General features: G+C 59.4%; 15 protein-coding genes and 1 tRNA gene. 10 read left to right on the top strand and 6 right to left on the bottom strand.

Annotated elements, in window-relative coordinates; genetic code table 11:
- Nucleotides 1–72: 72 nt before the first annotated feature.
- Together HLG70_RS24670 and htpG are read right to left on the bottom strand one after the other, a co-directional pair.
- On the bottom strand, nucleotides 73–1,272 hold the full coding sequence (locus HLG70_RS24670) for an MFS transporter (protein ID WP_171662968.1): 1,200 nt from the start codon (nucleotides 1,270–1,272) through the stop codon (nucleotides 73–75).
- 243 nt (nucleotides 1,273–1,515) lie between these two features.
- Nucleotides 1,516–3,414 (bottom strand): molecular chaperone HtpG, encoded by a 1,899-nt coding sequence (htpG, locus tag HLG70_RS24665; protein WP_171662969.1) that lies wholly within the window; start codon nucleotides 3,412–3,414, stop codon nucleotides 1,516–1,518.
- Between the two features lie 207 nt (nucleotides 3,415–3,621).
- On the opposite strand from htpG, the gene HLG70_RS24660 reads away from it, so the two are divergent.
- From HLG70_RS24660 to HLG70_RS24645, 4 genes are all read left to right on the top strand, one after another.
- Nucleotides 3,622–5,013, top strand: coding sequence for a uracil-xanthine permease family protein (locus HLG70_RS24660; RefSeq protein ID WP_171662970.1), 1,392 nt, complete (start codon nucleotides 3,622–3,624; stop codon nucleotides 5,011–5,013).
- Nucleotides 5,014–5,178: 165 nt separating this feature from the next.
- Nucleotides 5,179–5,263 (top strand) — tRNA-Leu (locus tag HLG70_RS24655).
- Nucleotides 5,264–5,397: 134 nt separating this feature from the next.
- Nucleotides 5,398–6,525, top strand: coding sequence for a site-specific integrase (locus tag HLG70_RS24650; protein WP_171662971.1), 1,128 nt, complete (start codon nucleotides 5,398–5,400; stop codon nucleotides 6,523–6,525).
- A gap of 61 nt (nucleotides 6,526–6,586) precedes the next feature.
- Nucleotides 6,587–7,213 carry a hypothetical protein gene (locus tag HLG70_RS24645; protein ID WP_171662972.1) on the top strand — a complete coding sequence of 209 codons (627 nt, stop codon included), beginning with the start codon at nucleotides 6,587–6,589 and terminating at the stop codon, nucleotides 7,211–7,213.
- 188 nt (nucleotides 7,214–7,401) lie between these two features.
- Here HLG70_RS24645 and HLG70_RS24640 read toward each other — a convergent pair whose 3' ends face one another.
- From HLG70_RS24640 to HLG70_RS24625, 4 genes are all read right to left on the bottom strand, one after another.
- A complete protein-coding gene (locus HLG70_RS24640) occupies nucleotides 7,402–8,091 on the bottom strand; it encodes a hypothetical protein (protein WP_171662973.1) in 690 nt (229 codons plus the stop codon).
- Nucleotides 8,092–8,096: 5 nt separating this feature from the next.
- Nucleotides 8,097–8,951 (bottom strand): abortive infection family protein, encoded by an 855-nt coding sequence (locus HLG70_RS24635; protein ID WP_171662974.1) that lies wholly within the window; start codon nucleotides 8,949–8,951, stop codon nucleotides 8,097–8,099.
- 283 nt (nucleotides 8,952–9,234) lie between these two features.
- Nucleotides 9,235–9,852 carry an abortive infection system antitoxin AbiGi family protein gene (locus tag HLG70_RS24630; protein WP_171662975.1) on the bottom strand — a complete coding sequence of 206 codons (618 nt, stop codon included), beginning with the start codon at nucleotides 9,850–9,852 and terminating at the stop codon, nucleotides 9,235–9,237.
- Nucleotides 9,853–10,211: 359 nt separating this feature from the next.
- Nucleotides 10,212–10,901, bottom strand: a complete 690-nt coding sequence (locus tag HLG70_RS24625) for a metallophosphoesterase (protein WP_171662976.1) — start codon at nucleotides 10,899–10,901, stop codon at nucleotides 10,212–10,214.
- 465 nt (nucleotides 10,902–11,366) lie between these two features.
- Between HLG70_RS24625 and HLG70_RS24620 the strand changes: the two genes are divergently transcribed.
- The 6 genes from HLG70_RS24620 (at nucleotide 11,367) to virB5 (ending at nucleotide 15,397) form a co-directional block, all read left to right on the top strand.
- Nucleotides 11,367–11,594 (top strand): hypothetical protein, encoded by a 228-nt coding sequence (locus HLG70_RS24620; protein ID WP_230594869.1) that lies wholly within the window; start codon nucleotides 11,367–11,369, stop codon nucleotides 11,592–11,594.
- Complete coding sequence (locus HLG70_RS24615; protein WP_171662977.1) at nucleotides 11,591–12,601, top strand: hypothetical protein; 1,011 nt, start codon at nucleotides 11,591–11,593, stop codon at nucleotides 12,599–12,601. The genes HLG70_RS24620 and HLG70_RS24615 overlap by 4 nt, the downstream gene beginning before the upstream one ends.
- Nucleotides 12,598–13,140: a plasmid mobilization relaxosome protein MobC gene (mobC, locus tag HLG70_RS24610; protein ID WP_171662978.1), complete on the top strand. Its 543-nt coding sequence runs from the start codon at nucleotides 12,598–12,600 to the stop codon at nucleotides 13,138–13,140. The genes HLG70_RS24615 and mobC overlap by 4 nt, the downstream gene beginning before the upstream one ends.
- On the top strand, nucleotides 13,137–14,132 hold the full coding sequence (locus tag HLG70_RS24605; protein WP_171662979.1) for a relaxase/mobilization nuclease domain-containing protein: 996 nt from the start codon (nucleotides 13,137–13,139) through the stop codon (nucleotides 14,130–14,132). Before mobC ends, HLG70_RS24605 begins: the two co-directional genes overlap by 4 nt.
- A gap of 25 nt (nucleotides 14,133–14,157) precedes the next feature.
- Entirely contained in the window at nucleotides 14,158–14,415 is a 258-nt protein-coding gene (locus tag HLG70_RS24600) for a hypothetical protein (protein ID WP_234103205.1), read from the top strand.
- Between the two features lie 256 nt (nucleotides 14,416–14,671).
- Nucleotides 14,672–15,397: a P-type DNA transfer protein VirB5 gene (virB5, locus tag HLG70_RS24595; protein WP_171662981.1), complete on the top strand. Its 726-nt coding sequence runs from the start codon at nucleotides 14,672–14,674 to the stop codon at nucleotides 15,395–15,397.
- Nucleotides 15,398–15,405: the final 8 nt, after the last annotated feature.

Raw genomic sequence — 15,405 nt, 5'->3', positions numbered from 1 at the left:
CTTATGCAAAAAAATGCCCCGGCAGCGAATCCGCTGCCGGGGCATTTCATTGCAGGGCCCGAAGGCCCGGACTCAGCAGGCCTGCGCAGCCAGCTTGCGCCGGCGCACATTGCCGGCGCGCTGCAGCAGCACCAGGCCCAGGCCGCCCGCGGCAATGACCGCCCCGGCGATCGGCACGGCCGCGTAGCCCATGCCCGCGGAGATCACCGCGCCGCCAGCCGCCGCGCCCACCGCGTTGCCCAGGTTGAACGCGCCCACGTTCACGGAAGAGGCCAGGCCGGGCGCGGCTGTCGCGGCGCGCATCACGCCCATCTGCAGCGGCGGCACCACCGCGAAGGTCGCCACGCCGAAGATCAGCAAGGCAATCGCCGCCCCGATCTTCGTGGAGGCCAGCCACGGAAATGCCAGCAGGTCGACGATCACCAGCACCAGGAAGAAGATCAGCGTGCCGTCCAGCGAACGGTCGGCCAGGCGTCCGCCCAGGCCATTGCCCAAGGTGAAACCCAAGCCGATCAGCACCAGCATGCCGGTAATGAACCCCGGCGACGCGCCGGTGATGTCCGCCAGCGTCGGCGCAATATAGGTATACAGCGTGAACATCGCGCCCGCCCCCAGCACCGTGGTCAACAGCGCCAGCAGCACGACGGGGCTCTTCAGCACGGCCAGCTCGTGGCGCACATTGGGACGGCGTCCGGCCTCGCCGGCCGGCAGCGCGAACCACAGCGACAGCATCGCGATCAGGCCCAGCACGGCCGTCGCGGCAAACGACATCCGCCAGCCGATCACCTGACCCAGCCACGTCGCGGCGGGCACCCCGCCCACATTGGCGATGGTCAACCCCATGAACATGGTCGCGACCGCGCTGGCCTGCTTGTGGCGCGGCACCACGCTGGCGGCCACCAGCGAACCCAGGCCGAAGAACGCGCCGTGGTTCAGGCTGGTCACCAGTCGGGCCAGCAGCAGCGTCGTGTAGTTGGGCGACAGCGCGGACAGCACATTGCCGATGGTAAAGATCGCCATCAGCAGAATCAGCGCCTTGCGGCGCGACCAGCGCGAGAACGCCAGCGTCATCAAGGGCGCGCCGACCATCACACCGATGGCGTAAGCGCTGATCAGCATGCCGGCGCTGGGAATGGACACGCCCACGCCATCGGCGATGACAGGCAGCAGGCCCATGGGAGAAAACTCGGTCACGCCAATGCCAAACGCACCGACGGCGAGCGCCAGCAGCGGCGGGCCGGACTTAACCGGTTGATTATCTTGGGGGTTCATGCAAGTTCCTTGGGTTCGACGGCGCCAGCAGGACGTTCCTGGGGCGCTCCCGGCCCAAAATGGCCGGCGCATCGGGAAGACAGGAGTGCAGTATGACGGCGGCATCCTTGCGGAAAAAGCCGTCTGGAAGGCAAACACTTTTGACTTGGGGTCATTAATCGCCACCAGCCGCCAGCGCGAGCTCCCTACAAGGCAACAAAAAGGGCGCCCTCAGGCGCCCTTCTCTTCAACCACGCGTGCCGCTTACTTCAGCAGCAGAGCATTCAGCCGCTTCACGAACGCCGCCGGGTCCGCGATCTGCGCCCCTTCGGCCAGCAGAGCCTGATCCAGCAGGAGACGCGCCCACTGGTCGAACTCGCCGTCCTCGGCCGCGCGGATGCGTGCCAGCAACGGGTGTTCCGGGTTGATTTCCAGCACCGGCTTCACGTTCGGCGCTTCCTGGCCCGCGGCCTTCAGCATGCGCAGGAGGTGCGGGCTGAGTTCGTTCTGGCCCACCACGACGCAGGCCGGCGAATCCACCAGACGCAGGGTCACGCGCACATCCTTGACCTGGTCTTCCAGCGTCTTCTGCAGGCGCTCGACCAGCGGCTTGAAGTCCTCGGCCACTTCGGCCTGGTGCTTCTTTTCTTCCTCGTCGGCCAGCTCGGCCAGATCCAGGCCGCCCTTGGCCACCGACACCAGTGACTTGCCGTCGAATTCACGCAGGTAGGACAGCATCCACTCGTCCACGCGGTCCGACAGCAGCAGCACTTCGATGCCCTTCTTGCGGAAGATTTCCAGATGCGGGCTGTTGCTGGCCGCGGCGAACGTATCCGCCGTCACGTAGTAGATCTTGTCCTGACCTTCCTTCATGCGCGAAACATAGTCGGCGAACGACACCGTCTGAGCCTGGTCGCCCGAATGCGTCGAAGCAAAGCGCATGAGCTTGGCGATGCGCTCCAGGTTGGCGGAGTCCTCGCCCGCGCCTTCCTTCAGTACCTGGCCGAACTCCGACCAGAACGTGGCGTAGTCTTCCGGCTTGTTCTCGGCCATGTCCTCCAGCAGCGACAGGATGCGCTTGGCCGAACCCTCGCGGATGGCGCGCACGTCACGGCTTTCCTGCAGGATTTCGCGCGACACGTTCAGCGGCAGATCGGCCGAATCGATCACGCCGCGCACAAAGCGCAGGTACGAGGGCAGCAGCTGGTCGGCGTCGTCCATGATGAAGACGCGCTTCACATACAACTTCACGCCGTGGCGGCCATCGCGATCCCACATGTCCATGGGCGCATGCTTGGGCACGTACAGCAGCTGCGTGTATTCGCTGCGGCCTTCGACACGGTTGTGCGTCCAGGCCAGCGGGTCGTCGTAGTCGTGCGACACCGTCTTGTAAAACTCGCGATACTGCTCTTCCGTCACGTCGGACTTGCTGCGGGCCCACAGCGCATTCGCCTGGTTCACCGTTTCCAGCTCTTCGGTCTTGACCTGCTCGCCCTTCTCCTGGTCCCACTCTTCCTTGACCATGCGGATGGGCAGGGAGATATGGTCAGAGTAGCGGCGCAGGATCTCGCGCAGCTTCCAGCCATTCAACAGTTCGTCTTCGTCGGCGCGCAGATGCAGCGTCACGTCCGTGCCACGGCCGGACTTCTCGGCGGCGGCAATCGTGAACTCGCCCTGGCCGTCGGATTCCCACTGGATCGCATCGGTGGCGCCGGCGCGGCGGCTCACCACCGTGACCTTGTCCGCCACGATGAACGACGAATAGAAACCCACGCCAAACTGGCCGATCAGCTGCGCATCCTTCTGCTTGTCGCCCGTCAGTTGCGAGAAGAATTCGCGCGTGCCGGAACGGGCGATCGTGCCCAGGTTGGCCACGGCTTCGTCGCGCGACAGACCGATCCCGTTGTCCGAGATCGTGATCGTGCGGGCGGCCTTGTCGTAGCTGACCGTAATGGCCAGTTCGCCATTCCCTTCCAGCAGCTCGGGCTGGTCTATGGCCTCGAAACGCAGCTTGTCGCAGGCATCCGACGCATTCGACACCAGCTCGCGCAGGAAGATTTCCTTGTTGCTGTACAGCGAATGGATCATCAGGTGCAGCAGCTGCTTCACCTCGGCCTGGAATCCCAGGGTTTCGGACGTGGAAGTCGTGGCGGTTTGGCTCATAGTTCTACGTGGCTTTGAAAATAAATTAGGGACGGATTATTAAGCGACCGGGGCGCATCGCCCACGCGGTCTCCGGGAAACCCTACTGATGTGGGGGCCAAAGGGAACTTTTCAAGACCGGGTGGCGGCGCTGCAACCTGACAAGCCGCTGTCCCCGGTAAAATTCCGCACTTTTCTCACCTACCCCCCCCCGGCCGGCACTCCGCCATGCAACCCGCCTCCCTAGCCCAACCCGCCCCCCGCAGCGCCCCCGACGACGACGCCCCCAGCCACGACCTGGTCTACGGTCCCGACGACCGTCCCGCGCCTCCCGTCGCCTTCGTCGCCGCGCTGCAGCACCTGCTGGCCATCCTGGTCCCCATCGTCACCCCCGGCCTGCTCATCTGCCAGGCGCTGGGCGTGAGCAGCCGCGACACCACCCTGATCGTGTCCATGTCGCTGGTCATCTCCGGCATCGCCACCTACGTGCAGTGCAAGCGCTTCGGCCCCCTGGGCGCGGGCCTCCTCATCGTGCAGGGCACCAGCTTCAACTTCGTCGGGCCGCTGATCGCCGGCGGCTCGGTCATGGTCAAGCAAGGCACGCCGGTCGAAGCCGTCATGGCCGCGATCTTCGGCGTGGTCATCGCCGGATCGTTCGTCGAGATGGGCATCAGCCGCATCCTGCCATTCGTGAAGCGCCTGATCACCCCCCTGGTCACCGGCATCGTCGTGCTGCTGATCGGCCTGACGCTGATCAAGGTCGGCCTCATCAGCATGGGCGGCGGCTTTGGCGCCATGGCCAACGGCACCTTCGCCAGCTCCGAGAACCTGACGCTATCCGGCCTGGTCCTGGGCACCATCATCCTGCTGAACCGCGTGCCCGTCGTGTGGATCCGCAGCACCGCGCTGGTGCTGGCCTTGGCCGTCGGCTACATTGCGGCCGCCTACATGGGCCGCCTGGACTTCACCGGCGCCCGCGAAGCCGCGCTGTTCCAGATCCCCGTGCCGCTGCACTTCGGCCTGGGCTTCTCGTGGGCGCTGTTCGTGCCGATGCTGATCATCTACCTGGTCACGTCCCTGGAAGCCATCGGCGACGTCACCGCCACCAGCAAGGTATCCAAGCAGCCCGTCGAAGGCCCGCTGTGGATGCAGCGCATCAAGGGCGGCGTCCTGGTCAACGGCGCGAACTCGCTCCTGGCCGGCGTGTTCAACACCTTCCCCAGTTCGGTCTTCGCACAGAACAACGGCGTCATCCAGCTGACCGGCATCGCCAGCCGCCACGTCGGCGTGTGGATCGCGGGCATGCTGATCGTGCTGGGCCTGTTCCCCGGCGTGGCCGGCGTCCTGCAAGCCGTGCCCGAGCCCGTCCTGGGCGGCGCCGCCATGGTGATGTTCGGCGCGGTCGCCGCGTCCGGCATCAACATCCTGGCCGGCATCCATCTGGACCGCCGCGCGCTGCTGATCATCGCCGTGTCGCTGGCGCTGGGCCTGGGCGTGTCGCAAGTGCCGGAGATCCTGTCGCACCTGCCGCATGCCGTGAAGAGCGTGCTGGAGTCGGGCGTGGCCACGGGCGGCATTTGCGCCCTGGTGATGAACTGGTTCCTGCCCGAGAAGAAATAAGACAATTGTCGGGTTGGTCCAGGGCCTCGCTTTCTGGCGAAGCCCGGGACCAACCCCGGTCAGACTGGCCCGTCCCCGCTTCGCCTGACAATTTATGAAAGACCGCATATAATCGCTGTCTTCGTATCTCCCGCAGCCGTCATCTGGACGTGTTCGCGACCCCCTGCCCGGGTGGTGAAATTGGTAGACGCAGGGGACTCAAAATCCCCCGCCGCAAGGCGTGCCGGTTCGATTCCGGCCCCGGGCACCATCTAAAAATCTTCCGCTAATTCAAGCCGTTAGAAGATTTCGCAGTACAAGCCCCGCACCGGGGGATTTTCCTAAAATTGTGGTCAGGTACAGTTTCGGTACAGTGATGCGGCGCTAGCCCCATACGGAGTACTCATGGCTACGATTGTTAAGACTTCCTCGGGCACTTGGAAAGCCCTCATCCGCAAGACAGGCTGGCCGGCCACGGCCAAGACATTCCGCACCAAGCGGGACGCCGAAGACTGGGCGCGCCGTACCGAAGACGAAATGGTACGCGGCGTATACATCCAGCGAGCGCCGGCCGAGCGCATGACCGTCGAAGCGGCACTGACCCGCTACCTCAAGGAAGTCACGCCCACCAAGCGGGCCTCGACCCAAGCCGGCGAACATAAGAAAGCTCAAGTCATCATCCGGCATCTTGGCAAGTACTCGCTGGCCGCCCTGAACGCCGAGATCGTGGCGCAGTTCCGTGACATGCGACTGGCGGGCGACCCGGACAAGCATGGCAAGCTACGGCCTCGCAGTAACAACACGGTACGCTTGGAACTGGCCCTGCTAGGCCACCTGTTCACCGTCGCGATCAAGGAATGGGGCATCGGCCTGCCCTTCAATCCCGTGTCCAACATTCGCCGCCCGGCCCCAGGCTCGGGCCGCAACCGGCGATTGACTCCCGCAGAACAGACCCGCCTGCTACAAGCCGTCGATAAGCACTCAAACCCGATGTTCGGATGGATCGTCCGCATTGCCGTCCAGACCGGCATGCGGCTGTCCGAGATTGCGACGCTACGCATTCGGCAGGTGGACATCGAGCGGCGCGTCGTCCGGCTGGAACATACCAAGAACTCTTCGCCTCGCACCGTCCCACTGACTGCCGAGGCAACGCGCGTGTTCACCGAAGCACTGGCCAACCCCTTGCGCCCAGCCGAAACCGAACTGGTGTTCTTCGGCGAACCCGGCCGGGATGGCATACGACGCCCCTACCTGTTCGACAAAGCGTGGACCGATGCCAAGCGAGCAGCGGGCCTTGAAGACTTCCGCTTTCACGACCTGCGACACGAGGCTGTCAGCCGGTTCGTGGAAGCCGGCTTGAGCGATCAAGAGGTGTCGGCCATCAGCGGCCACAAGTCGATGCAGATGCTCAAGCGCTATACGCACCTGCGGGCCGAAGACCTGGTGCAGAAGCTGGACCGCCTCGTGCGTCGCGCGCCGTCCACTTCTAAACAACGGAGTGAGACCGACTCCCAAACAGAGAACACCGCATAATCGATCCATCGCGTTGCCATAATGAATAACCGATTGTCTTAACCTACGGAGGAAGCTAGTTTTGCATACCGCTATCAAGATCGTCGCCATCAGCAGCCTTGCTTTTACCCTTGCCGCGTGCGGCAGCGCCAAGGACGCCAACAAGAGCAACTTCAGCAAGGCCATACAGGCATACCTAGATACTCAGAAGGGCCTGTGCGCTGCGATTCCTGCAAAGGGCTTGCCGTTCACCCTGGCGAATCAAGACATGCTGGGCGGCCAGAGCAAGAAGCGCGCCGACGCGCTGGTCGATGCCGGGCTGCTGACGAAGCGAGACACCGAAGTCAAAGCCATGTTTGGCAACAAGATGGAGCCGGCCACCGAGTACCAAGTCACTGACACCGGCAAGAAATTCCTCGTCGCCAATGGTGCCAATACGATGGCTGGACAAGATGCCTTCTGCACCGGCAAGTACACCGTTGTGGAAGTGAGCAACTTCACTGAACCCAGCGACATGATGGGCGTAAAGCTGTCGCAGGTGAACTACCGCTACAAGGTAGAAGGTGCAGATGACTGGGCCAAATCGGAAGGCATGCGTGCCAATTACAAGAATTTTGCGGAACAGACACAGGGAGATATACAGGGAAAGGCGGCTGTCATCCTGACCAACGATGGATGGATGCACGAGCGCCTGTTCAAGCGCGGATAAACCACCCTGAGTCAGTTCTGAAACGACAGGCCTTTCACCTATTGAGTGAAGGGCCTTTTCTTTGGTTCTACGCCGATCTGCGGGGTGGTTGGGGGTCGCGGAACGACCCAGAGCAGTCTCCCCACTAACGTCTGACATGAGCTGCGACCGACGGGCGCAGCCCGTTGTGCGTCAACTCGATGGAAGGGTTAGTCGCCATTCGATGGTGCAGCGCCTTCCCAGCGAGCTTGCCAAGCCTTGAAGTCGAAATTGTCCCTGTAACCGACTACCGCCGTGGCTGTTTCGACGATCAATTGGTCTAGGTCGTGCATGACATCCCGACCCGTAAGTACACCGACGATTGTTCCCCCGGTGCCCGGACCACTAGGTTCATGCTTCGCCCAGTGAAACTTGTACCTTTCGCGTATGTAGTTCTTGATATACGCAGCGGCTCCATCTTTGCCGAAGTGTTTAACGGGGTAGAACTCGGCAAGCTTGAGCCAGATGATCTCGTAGAAGTCCACGACGTCGTACGTCGCCTTACGCATTTCAACGGTGATGCCAGTGTCCCATCCTGGTTGTGCCGTTCGATGTGTAAGCGCCTTGAGTTCCGGAAGTGACTCAAAGAGGCGGATATCAGTTGGTTCGTCTAGTGAGCGTCGAGTGTAGTCGTCTGGGAGTTCGTTCTTGAACTCCGTTGGAAGGGACTGTTCAGCGAGTTTATCCTTACGCCTGTGGCAGGCAATTGCAGCGACGGCGAATATAAACGCCAAGATGCCGGAGCCAGCCGCATATGAGTAATCTTTGGTAGACAGGAAGTACCAAAGGGAACCGGTTGCAAATATTCCGGATATCGACCAGCAGGTTTGGATCACCCAATCGGGAACTGTGCGATTCATAACGCCTAACGTTTGAGTTCAGCGGCTGCCGAAGTCAGTCTGCTGGAACGAATGGTTAGGGTCTGCGCTGAATGCCAACGCTCCATGATGAATATGACTAACGAGTGCGACGCGTTCACCGCGAGGCGTGCCTCTGACACCTCTAGTGACGGCGGGCTTACTCCACGCCCATGCGCTGAGCCAATATGCGTTCGATATGCACCAACACCATCCACGATAGAGGCCAACCCTTGAAGAATTCTCTTCTGGTCGTCTCGGAGCGTTGGGTCTAGGTTGAGACCCAAGTGACTCTGAACGGTGCGCCAAAGAGGCATTACCGTCTGGTTGGCCGGCATTTCAAGGGCAAACGTTTCGATGTACGTCTTGCAAGTCGCCTCAATGATTGAGCAGGCTGCTGTGATTGCCGCATGAGGATCACGCTCAAGTTGATCAATTGCTCGCTCGAACTCCGCTTCGACTGAGGCGAAGTCACCAGCCCGAAGAAAGTCAGCTAATGTTTTGGCGGCAAGACTTGCTCCAGCAAGCCCGACGTATCCATTTACCTGATATGTGAGTTGATTCTTCGCGAGACTCTCACGTATCCGCTTCTGGCCGGAGGCGATCTCGGGACGCCAGTCGTTGGGTTCTTGATCCATGAACTTTTGAATGACTTGACCGAGTACCGCTAAGGCATCCACTGATGGATCTTCGTTGCATAGCTTAAGCCAGAGGGAGCACTTCGTCTCGCAGTTCCCGGGAGGGGCGTCACCAGGCGCTCCGCTTTCCATGAAGAGCGAGTTCAGCGCCGAATGGCTGTAGTAATACGCCCCGATTACAGAAGCGACCGCGCCAATAACTGAATTCGGGATCTTGCTTGCCAAAGTTTCCTCCAGACGCTCAACTAAATTTAGACGACAGAAAAATAGGCTTGTCGTTCTTATAAAAATGAATATATCCGCAATTCTGAGAGTGACCAATCGCAATCAAACTTTTTAGGCTAACCTAAAAATTTCGAGATTGGAGCTTGCTGCAAGTAGTCTAAAGACCAATTATGGAATAACTGCTGCTGGCCGTTCGCCGCCCTCCGACGTGCGGCGGCCGACTTCCGACCCGAAGCGGTCATTATGAGCGGCCAAAATCGGACAATCCAATATGCATCAGACGCTACTCCATGTAGGGCAGTCCCTGACAGACTATATTGAGGGGAAGAATCGCGCGCGGCTTGACAGAAAACGCTCCCGCGTCACTGGTGATCATCGCCTGCAGTTGTTGGGCCTCTTTGGTTGTCCGGACGAACACAGCACGCAACGTAGGACTCGGTAGTGAAAAATCGCCCTTGGCACGCCATTCGCGCTCATGAAGCCAATTGGTCTCCGTTCCCGTTACTCCCTCCAATGTGACAGCCCGCCACCATTCATCCTCCTTCAACAGGGTCTTCCGTTCACTCTTCGTCATATACAAGACGGGGCGGCACCCGTGCTTGTAGGCATACTTCTTCGAGATGAGCACGCCGTAAGGTCCGTATCGTTTTGAGTTCCGCTGATGAAGGACATATTTGAGTGAAGGCAGCGGAACATCCATGAAACAGGACGCAGTATGTGGCCCCGCCACACGCCCCGGGCTATGTCCCGAGCCACGGATCATCCCCGTCTTAAGAATGTTGACAAGGTTCTCGAAACCGGTCGCTTTACCCGATTTCTTAGTCAGGTGCACGAGGAACGGCGTCAAATCAGGACGCTCGAAAAAGGGAAGCTCGTGTGAGTCGGAATTGTTCTGGGCCATTGTTGAAATCGGGAAATGAAGACGTAGGCGCTTGGCGAAATCAAAATCTTACAGGAGCCTCACCCTCAGACACCTTGTCTTCAACTGAAGAACGATGTTGAACGGCAGAAACTGGCCGAACTCGGCCGTATGTCTTCCTGAGCGAATCATCCCCACCTACGCGGCGACCGAGTGGCGCGCAAGATCATTAGGTCCTCGCGCTGGCCGCTACTGCGCAATCTCGAAAACGTCAGGCGAGAAGCCTTCCCCGGCAATCGGCGATGAATCTTTCTTTTGCCCCCTCACATCACTTCAGTGATCTGCCCGGTTGTCGGGCCGTTGAAGGCTACACCATGTATTTCAGAGGTGGCAGAATGGAATTAGCTCGGCCACGACTTAAGCGTATGCAAGTCCAGCAACGTAAACCTCCCCCCATCCTGCCATCCACCTGTATCGATGTAGTAAACATTACCAAGCTGCGCAGGCTTGCGTAGCGTCATATGTCCATGAACCACCGCACGGACATTGCGGACAGGCTGGGAATACTGCATTCGATAGCGGTCTACGGACCATAGGCAGGCATCCTCATCCTCCGGGCTGAAAGTAGCGCCATGAACGGCCTGCCAATCGTCATAGGGGAAGTCGGCGTGAACCATACCGACTACACCACTCGGCGTTTCCACCTCGATAGCCAGCGGCAAGGCACTCAAGCAGGCCGCAATGCGTTCACGAACATCGCCAGCACAGGCATCCAACCATCCGCCGCCGTGGGCGCGATGATCAACGTCCGGAATCGGATTGTCCATCGCCCGTCGCCACGTCATCAGGTCGTGATTCCCACAGATCGCGTGAAACCACGGGCGCTCCAACCATTTCAGAACATCGGCTGACTCAGGGCCTCGGTCCACAAGGTCCCCCACGGAAAACAATCGGTCCTTTTCTGGCGAAAACCTTACGGCAGCCAGCGCGACCTCAAGCCGACCAAAATGACCGTGGATGTCACCCACCGCAAAATCACGGCCGTTGGCATTCAATTGAAAGCGCCGGACTCGGACGTTACCGGACGTCATTCCCAGGTTCCATATAGCTCCCTAACGACTTGTCATGCATGCCCCATGATACTTGGCTCTTCACGACCGCGTGATACGTAACCCGCTGATCCTAGTGCCATCACTTCGAATGCGAGCCAACAGCGTGAGCATGCTCACATCGTTGGTAATTTTCCACAAAATTTCTCTCTATCCACCGACGCTTCAGACGCCGAAATCAGAGCACATCTCTGACCGCGCCTAAGCCCATGATTTCTAGATTTATTTTGCTTGATCGCTTCATCGCAAGAAAACCAATGCGCCATATCTTGGCATTTGGCGATGCCTAATCTTGGTTTTCATGGACACCCTATTTTGGTCTTTAAAATCAATGACTTAAGTTTGACAACCATGCCCTCACGGTAAAGACTGGCATTACCTACGGTGAACTTGTGAGGCATATGAATGACTACTGGAGAATATTTGTTGGGACGGTTTGGACCGTTGATGAGCATCGTTGACGTTGCCACCTTGCTAGGTCGATCTCCCGATGGCGTCCGCGTTGCGCTTTATACCGATACCGACTTTTCGCGCAAGCTGAAACCAGCCATGCTGCGAGTCGGCCGCCGCGTTTATTTTCGGACGTTGCAGGTCACGGAAGCGCTGAATCTGGAACAGCCGACAGACGATGAAATCACGCCCGCAGAGGTCGCTACGCGAGGGCCGCGCACATGAGTCGGCAAAGAACCATCAACGACCAGATATGGCGCTCAAATCGCCTGTCAGGCTGCACGGTCGAAGACCGCTATGCGCTGTTCTATTTCCTGACCTCACCATTCAGCAATGTGATCGGCGCCTATGAAGTCGTCCTGCGCGTTGCAGCCTCGGAAATGGGTTGGGATGTCGAGTCGCAACTGATAAACGTGATCCGCCGGCTTGTTGACGCCGATCTAATCTATTTCGACGCTGACGCGAACTACGTCTGGGTGAAGGTCTGGTGGGATCACAACTCCGCCAAGATGGCCGTGGCGTCCACACTCAGGAAGAAGACACTCCAGCAGATCGAAGCCCTTCCCGAACGCTGGCGCAACGACTATGTGGACGACTTCATCAATCGACTGCCGGCCGACGACCCGCTGCGAGATACGGTAGCCAGTGCATTGGCGTCTCCTAGCGATAGGGTATCGACAGCCTATGCCGACCCTAGCGATAGCCAATCATCGATTCAAAGCGCCCCACGCGACGCGCTTATTAATCAAGGAGTTAGCGAGCCCGATACCCTATGCACACCCTATCCAAACGGTATGGATAGGCGGCCGGGTAACACTACTACTAACACTAACTCTATCTATAACACTACTACTACAACGGAAACCGGCAACGGCTTGCAATACCCTAGCTCGCTGGCTCGTGCTGAAAGGATGTCGATACAGAATCTGATCGCCAACATTCCCGCCGAAAGCGCTCAGGCTTTGCTTGACGAACTGGAAGGCGCAATCAAGAAACCGGGCACCATCAGAACGACGAAGGTCGCTTACCTCAAAGGACTCGTTGACCGCCACCGCACAGGCGGATTCGTGCCGGCTGCTGGCATTCCGATAGCAACCAGAAGGGAACGTCTGGCAGCGACTCAGGATATGTCGCCCACATCGGAATCAGTACCGCTCAGCAAAGCTGAATCGCTAGCCCGGCTTCAAGACCTGAAGGCCAAGTTGAGCATGCACGCGAGGACGCCAAAATGAAAAACAACAAGGCCACACTATGTGTTCGACTAGATAGCGATCTGAAGCGGCGTTGGCAGGCACTTTGTCTTCGACAAGGTAGCACGCCCAGCGACGGCCTGCGGCAGATCATTGTCCGCCTTCTCAACGGTTCGGCAACGGACACTTCGCCCACTCCATCAACACATGAGCAGCCCGATACTTCGCGTCGCCGCTTGGAACTCCGCCTGACTGAGACGGAATACGCCCGCATCGAGGCACTGGCCTTGCAGCAGGGCATGTCCGCCAATCGCTGGGTCATCCACCTGATACGGGCCAATCTCAGCGGGGAACCACAGTTCGGCATGACAGAGCTACGGACGCTGGGCGAATCGAATTCACGGCTGCTGGCCATCGGCCGCAACCTGAACCAGATCGCCCGGCATATGAACGCGGGACGCACGCTGGAGACGGTGGTGACCGCTGAGCGTATCGACACACTGACCCGTCATATCAAAACCCACACCGCGCGGGTGGCAGACATCATGCGCGCCAACATTGACCGCTGGAGGCTGGAATGAGTCTGGTCATTGATGGAATTTTGAAGGACTGGGGCGAACGCATCTATACCAAGCCCGTAACCAGCCAAGGCATAAAGCGCACGGTGACGCGATCACGCACTTCACCACCCTCCAAGCCTCTGCTGCTGACCGGCAGCGCTCGGGTCCGTGACAAGTTGATGCTGACCACTCGCAAAGCGCCCGAAGTCATGGTGAAGATCTCCGGCAGCGGCAAAGGCATCGCGGAGGTGAAAGCACACCTCGACTACATATCGCGCAACGGCCTGGTAGCGTTGGAGAACGAAGACGGTGAAATCATCCTTGGCCGTGAGGCTGTGCAGGACGTGCGCGACGAATGGAAAAGCGGCCAGTACGGGTTGCCTGATAACGGCTCGCGCCGCGAAACGTTCAATATCGTGCTGTCCATGCCACCCGGCACCGACCGACGCGCGGTCAATGACGCTATCCGTGCATTCGCGAAAACGGAATTCGGCGCCAACCACGCGTATGTCTTCGCCATCCATGACGATGAAGCCCATCCCCACGGTCACCTTTGCGTTAAGGCGCTGGGTCTCGACGGCAGCCGGCTCAACCCACGAAAAGCTGACCTGCAACGTTGGCGGGAGCGCTTCGCCGAGGCACTGCGTGAAAATGGCATCGAGGCCAATGCCACACCGCGTAGGGCACGGTCTAACACGCACACTACGGTCAAGCAGGCAACGCGACATGCTGCCAAGCGGGGTAAGAGCGCCAAAGCGGCCGAGCGGGAACAACGCGGGCTTTCCGGCATTTCACGTGCCATCAGGAATGGCTACGGGCACATTGCGAAAGCCTTGGCCGCTGGTGGCATAGAGGACAAATCGCTTGCCCTGGAAATTGTCCGGTTCCTTGATCCCTCGCAGGACAGGACGCTACAGGTCCCACAGCGTAGCCAGAGCAGCACCGAAGTGATCAAGGATACCCAGCAACTGGACAAGACCAACCACCCAGGCAAAGGCGACCTGAGCCGTTGATTGATTGCGCAAGAAGGACCATAAGATGGCTTTACGCTACGACGCGCTGCAAGACTACTGCGATGATCCAGCGCGCACTGGTGACGTGCAGGTCATTCTGTATGCGCACTACTGGAAGGGCTTTGCCTTGGCCGTGCAGGACGGCACTACGGAGCACCACGTCATGGACGACAAAGGCAGACCGTACCGGTTCCGAACCGTAGAAATGGCCTTAGCAGAACTGGCGAACATCTCGTATCTATCGGACCGCATCATCATTGACCGTCGCGCGTGGTCGCCGTAGTCGGAAACTACTTTGCATTAACCGTAAGTACAATCAACTTCGGTTGTACCTTTAACCACAACGAACGTTGCACCGCCCCAAGGACGCCTAGCGTACCGGGTGCCGACCCGAAAAGAAGGGTTCCGACCGCCGAGAGCAGATCGGCCGCTTAGTCGCCCCAAGGACGCACAGTCGTACTGGGCGCGGTCCCTGAACAGACCGACAGACCGGACAGCACGGTCCTACGTTCGCCCTCAACCTCTCAGGAGTGGCGAACATGAAGAAACTATCAGCCTCTTGCATTCTGGCCGTCGGCATTGCCGCGTCGTTGGCCGCCTTCGCACAAATCCCCGTGACAGATGGCGCTTCCATCGCCAAGAGCGTGGAAAACCAGATCGAAACGATGGCGAAGTGGAAGATGCAGTACGACCAGATGGTCAGCCAGATCGACCAGATGAAGCAGCAATACGCTGCGGTCACTGGCACGCGCGGCATGGGCGAACTGTTCAACAACCCGCAGCTGCGTGACTACCTACCGCAAGACTGGCAAGGGGTCTATGACAGCGTGAAATCAGGCGGCTATGCTGGCCTGAGCGGGCGCGCTGAAGCCATCTACGACAACAACAAGGTGTATGACGCCTGCACCGGCTTCGCCTCGAACGAGCAGCGCACCAACTGCGAAGCGCAGGCTGTCAAGGGCGCGCAAGACAAAGCCTTTGCGCTCGACGCCTACGACGCGGCGAAGAACCGCCTCAGCCAAATCGACCAGTTGATGAGGCAGATCAATCAGACACAGGACCCGAAAGCCATTGCTGAACTGCAAGGCCGCATCGCGGCCGAGCAGGCCATGATTCAGAACGAGCAGACCAAGCTACAGATGTACCAGATGGTCGCGGCAGCGGAAGACCGGTTGCAGGAACAGCGCCAGCGTGAAATCAACGCGAAGGTGCTGGCGAATCGTGAATACACGAAGCATCAGCCTTTCAATCTGCTGGATAAATAAGAGGAGAC

This window comes from Achromobacter deleyi, assembly GCF_013116765.2.
GTDB lineage: Bacteria > Pseudomonadota > Gammaproteobacteria > Burkholderiales > Burkholderiaceae_B > Achromobacter > Achromobacter deleyi_A.
The sequence above is the reverse complement of the archived record's forward strand: the minus strand, read 5'-3'. Positions and strand labels throughout refer to the sequence as shown.

Bases quoted from the DNA above. Each gene is read 5' to 3' on its own strand.
- HLG70_RS24605 (WP_171662979.1), top strand. From the start codon at position 13,137: ATGAGTCTGGTCATTGATGGAATTTTGAAGGACTGGGGCGAACGCATC.
- HLG70_RS24640 (WP_171662973.1), bottom strand. From the start codon at position 8,091: ATGAATCGCACAGTTCCCGATTGGGTGATCCAAACCTGCTGGTCGATA.
- virB5 (WP_171662981.1), top strand. From the start codon at position 14,672: ATGAAGAAACTATCAGCCTCTTGCATTCTGGCCGTCGGCATTGCCGCG.
- HLG70_RS24615 (WP_171662977.1), top strand. From the start codon at position 11,591: ATGAGTCGGCAAAGAACCATCAACGACCAGATATGGCGCTCAAATCGC.
- HLG70_RS24670 (WP_171662968.1), bottom strand. From the start codon at position 1,272: ATGAACCCCCAAGATAATCAACCGGTTAAGTCCGGCCCGCCGCTGCTG.
- HLG70_RS24625 (WP_171662976.1), bottom strand. From the start codon at position 10,901: ATGACGTCCGGTAACGTCCGAGTCCGGCGCTTTCAATTGAATGCCAAC.
- htpG (WP_171662969.1), bottom strand. From the start codon at position 3,414: ATGAGCCAAACCGCCACGACTTCCACGTCCGAAACCCTGGGATTCCAG.
- HLG70_RS24630 (WP_171662975.1), bottom strand. From the start codon at position 9,852: ATGGCCCAGAACAATTCCGACTCACACGAGCTTCCCTTTTTCGAGCGT.
- mobC (WP_171662978.1), top strand. From the start codon at position 12,598: ATGAAAAACAACAAGGCCACACTATGTGTTCGACTAGATAGCGATCTG.
- HLG70_RS24620 (WP_230594869.1), top strand. From the start codon at position 11,367: ATGAGCATCGTTGACGTTGCCACCTTGCTAGGTCGATCTCCCGATGGC.
- HLG70_RS24600 (WP_234103205.1), top strand. From the start codon at position 14,158: ATGGCTTTACGCTACGACGCGCTGCAAGACTACTGCGATGATCCAGCG.
- HLG70_RS24660 (WP_171662970.1), top strand. From the start codon at position 3,622: ATGCAACCCGCCTCCCTAGCCCAACCCGCCCCCCGCAGCGCCCCCGAC.
- HLG70_RS24650 (WP_171662971.1), top strand. From the start codon at position 5,398: ATGGCTACGATTGTTAAGACTTCCTCGGGCACTTGGAAAGCCCTCATC.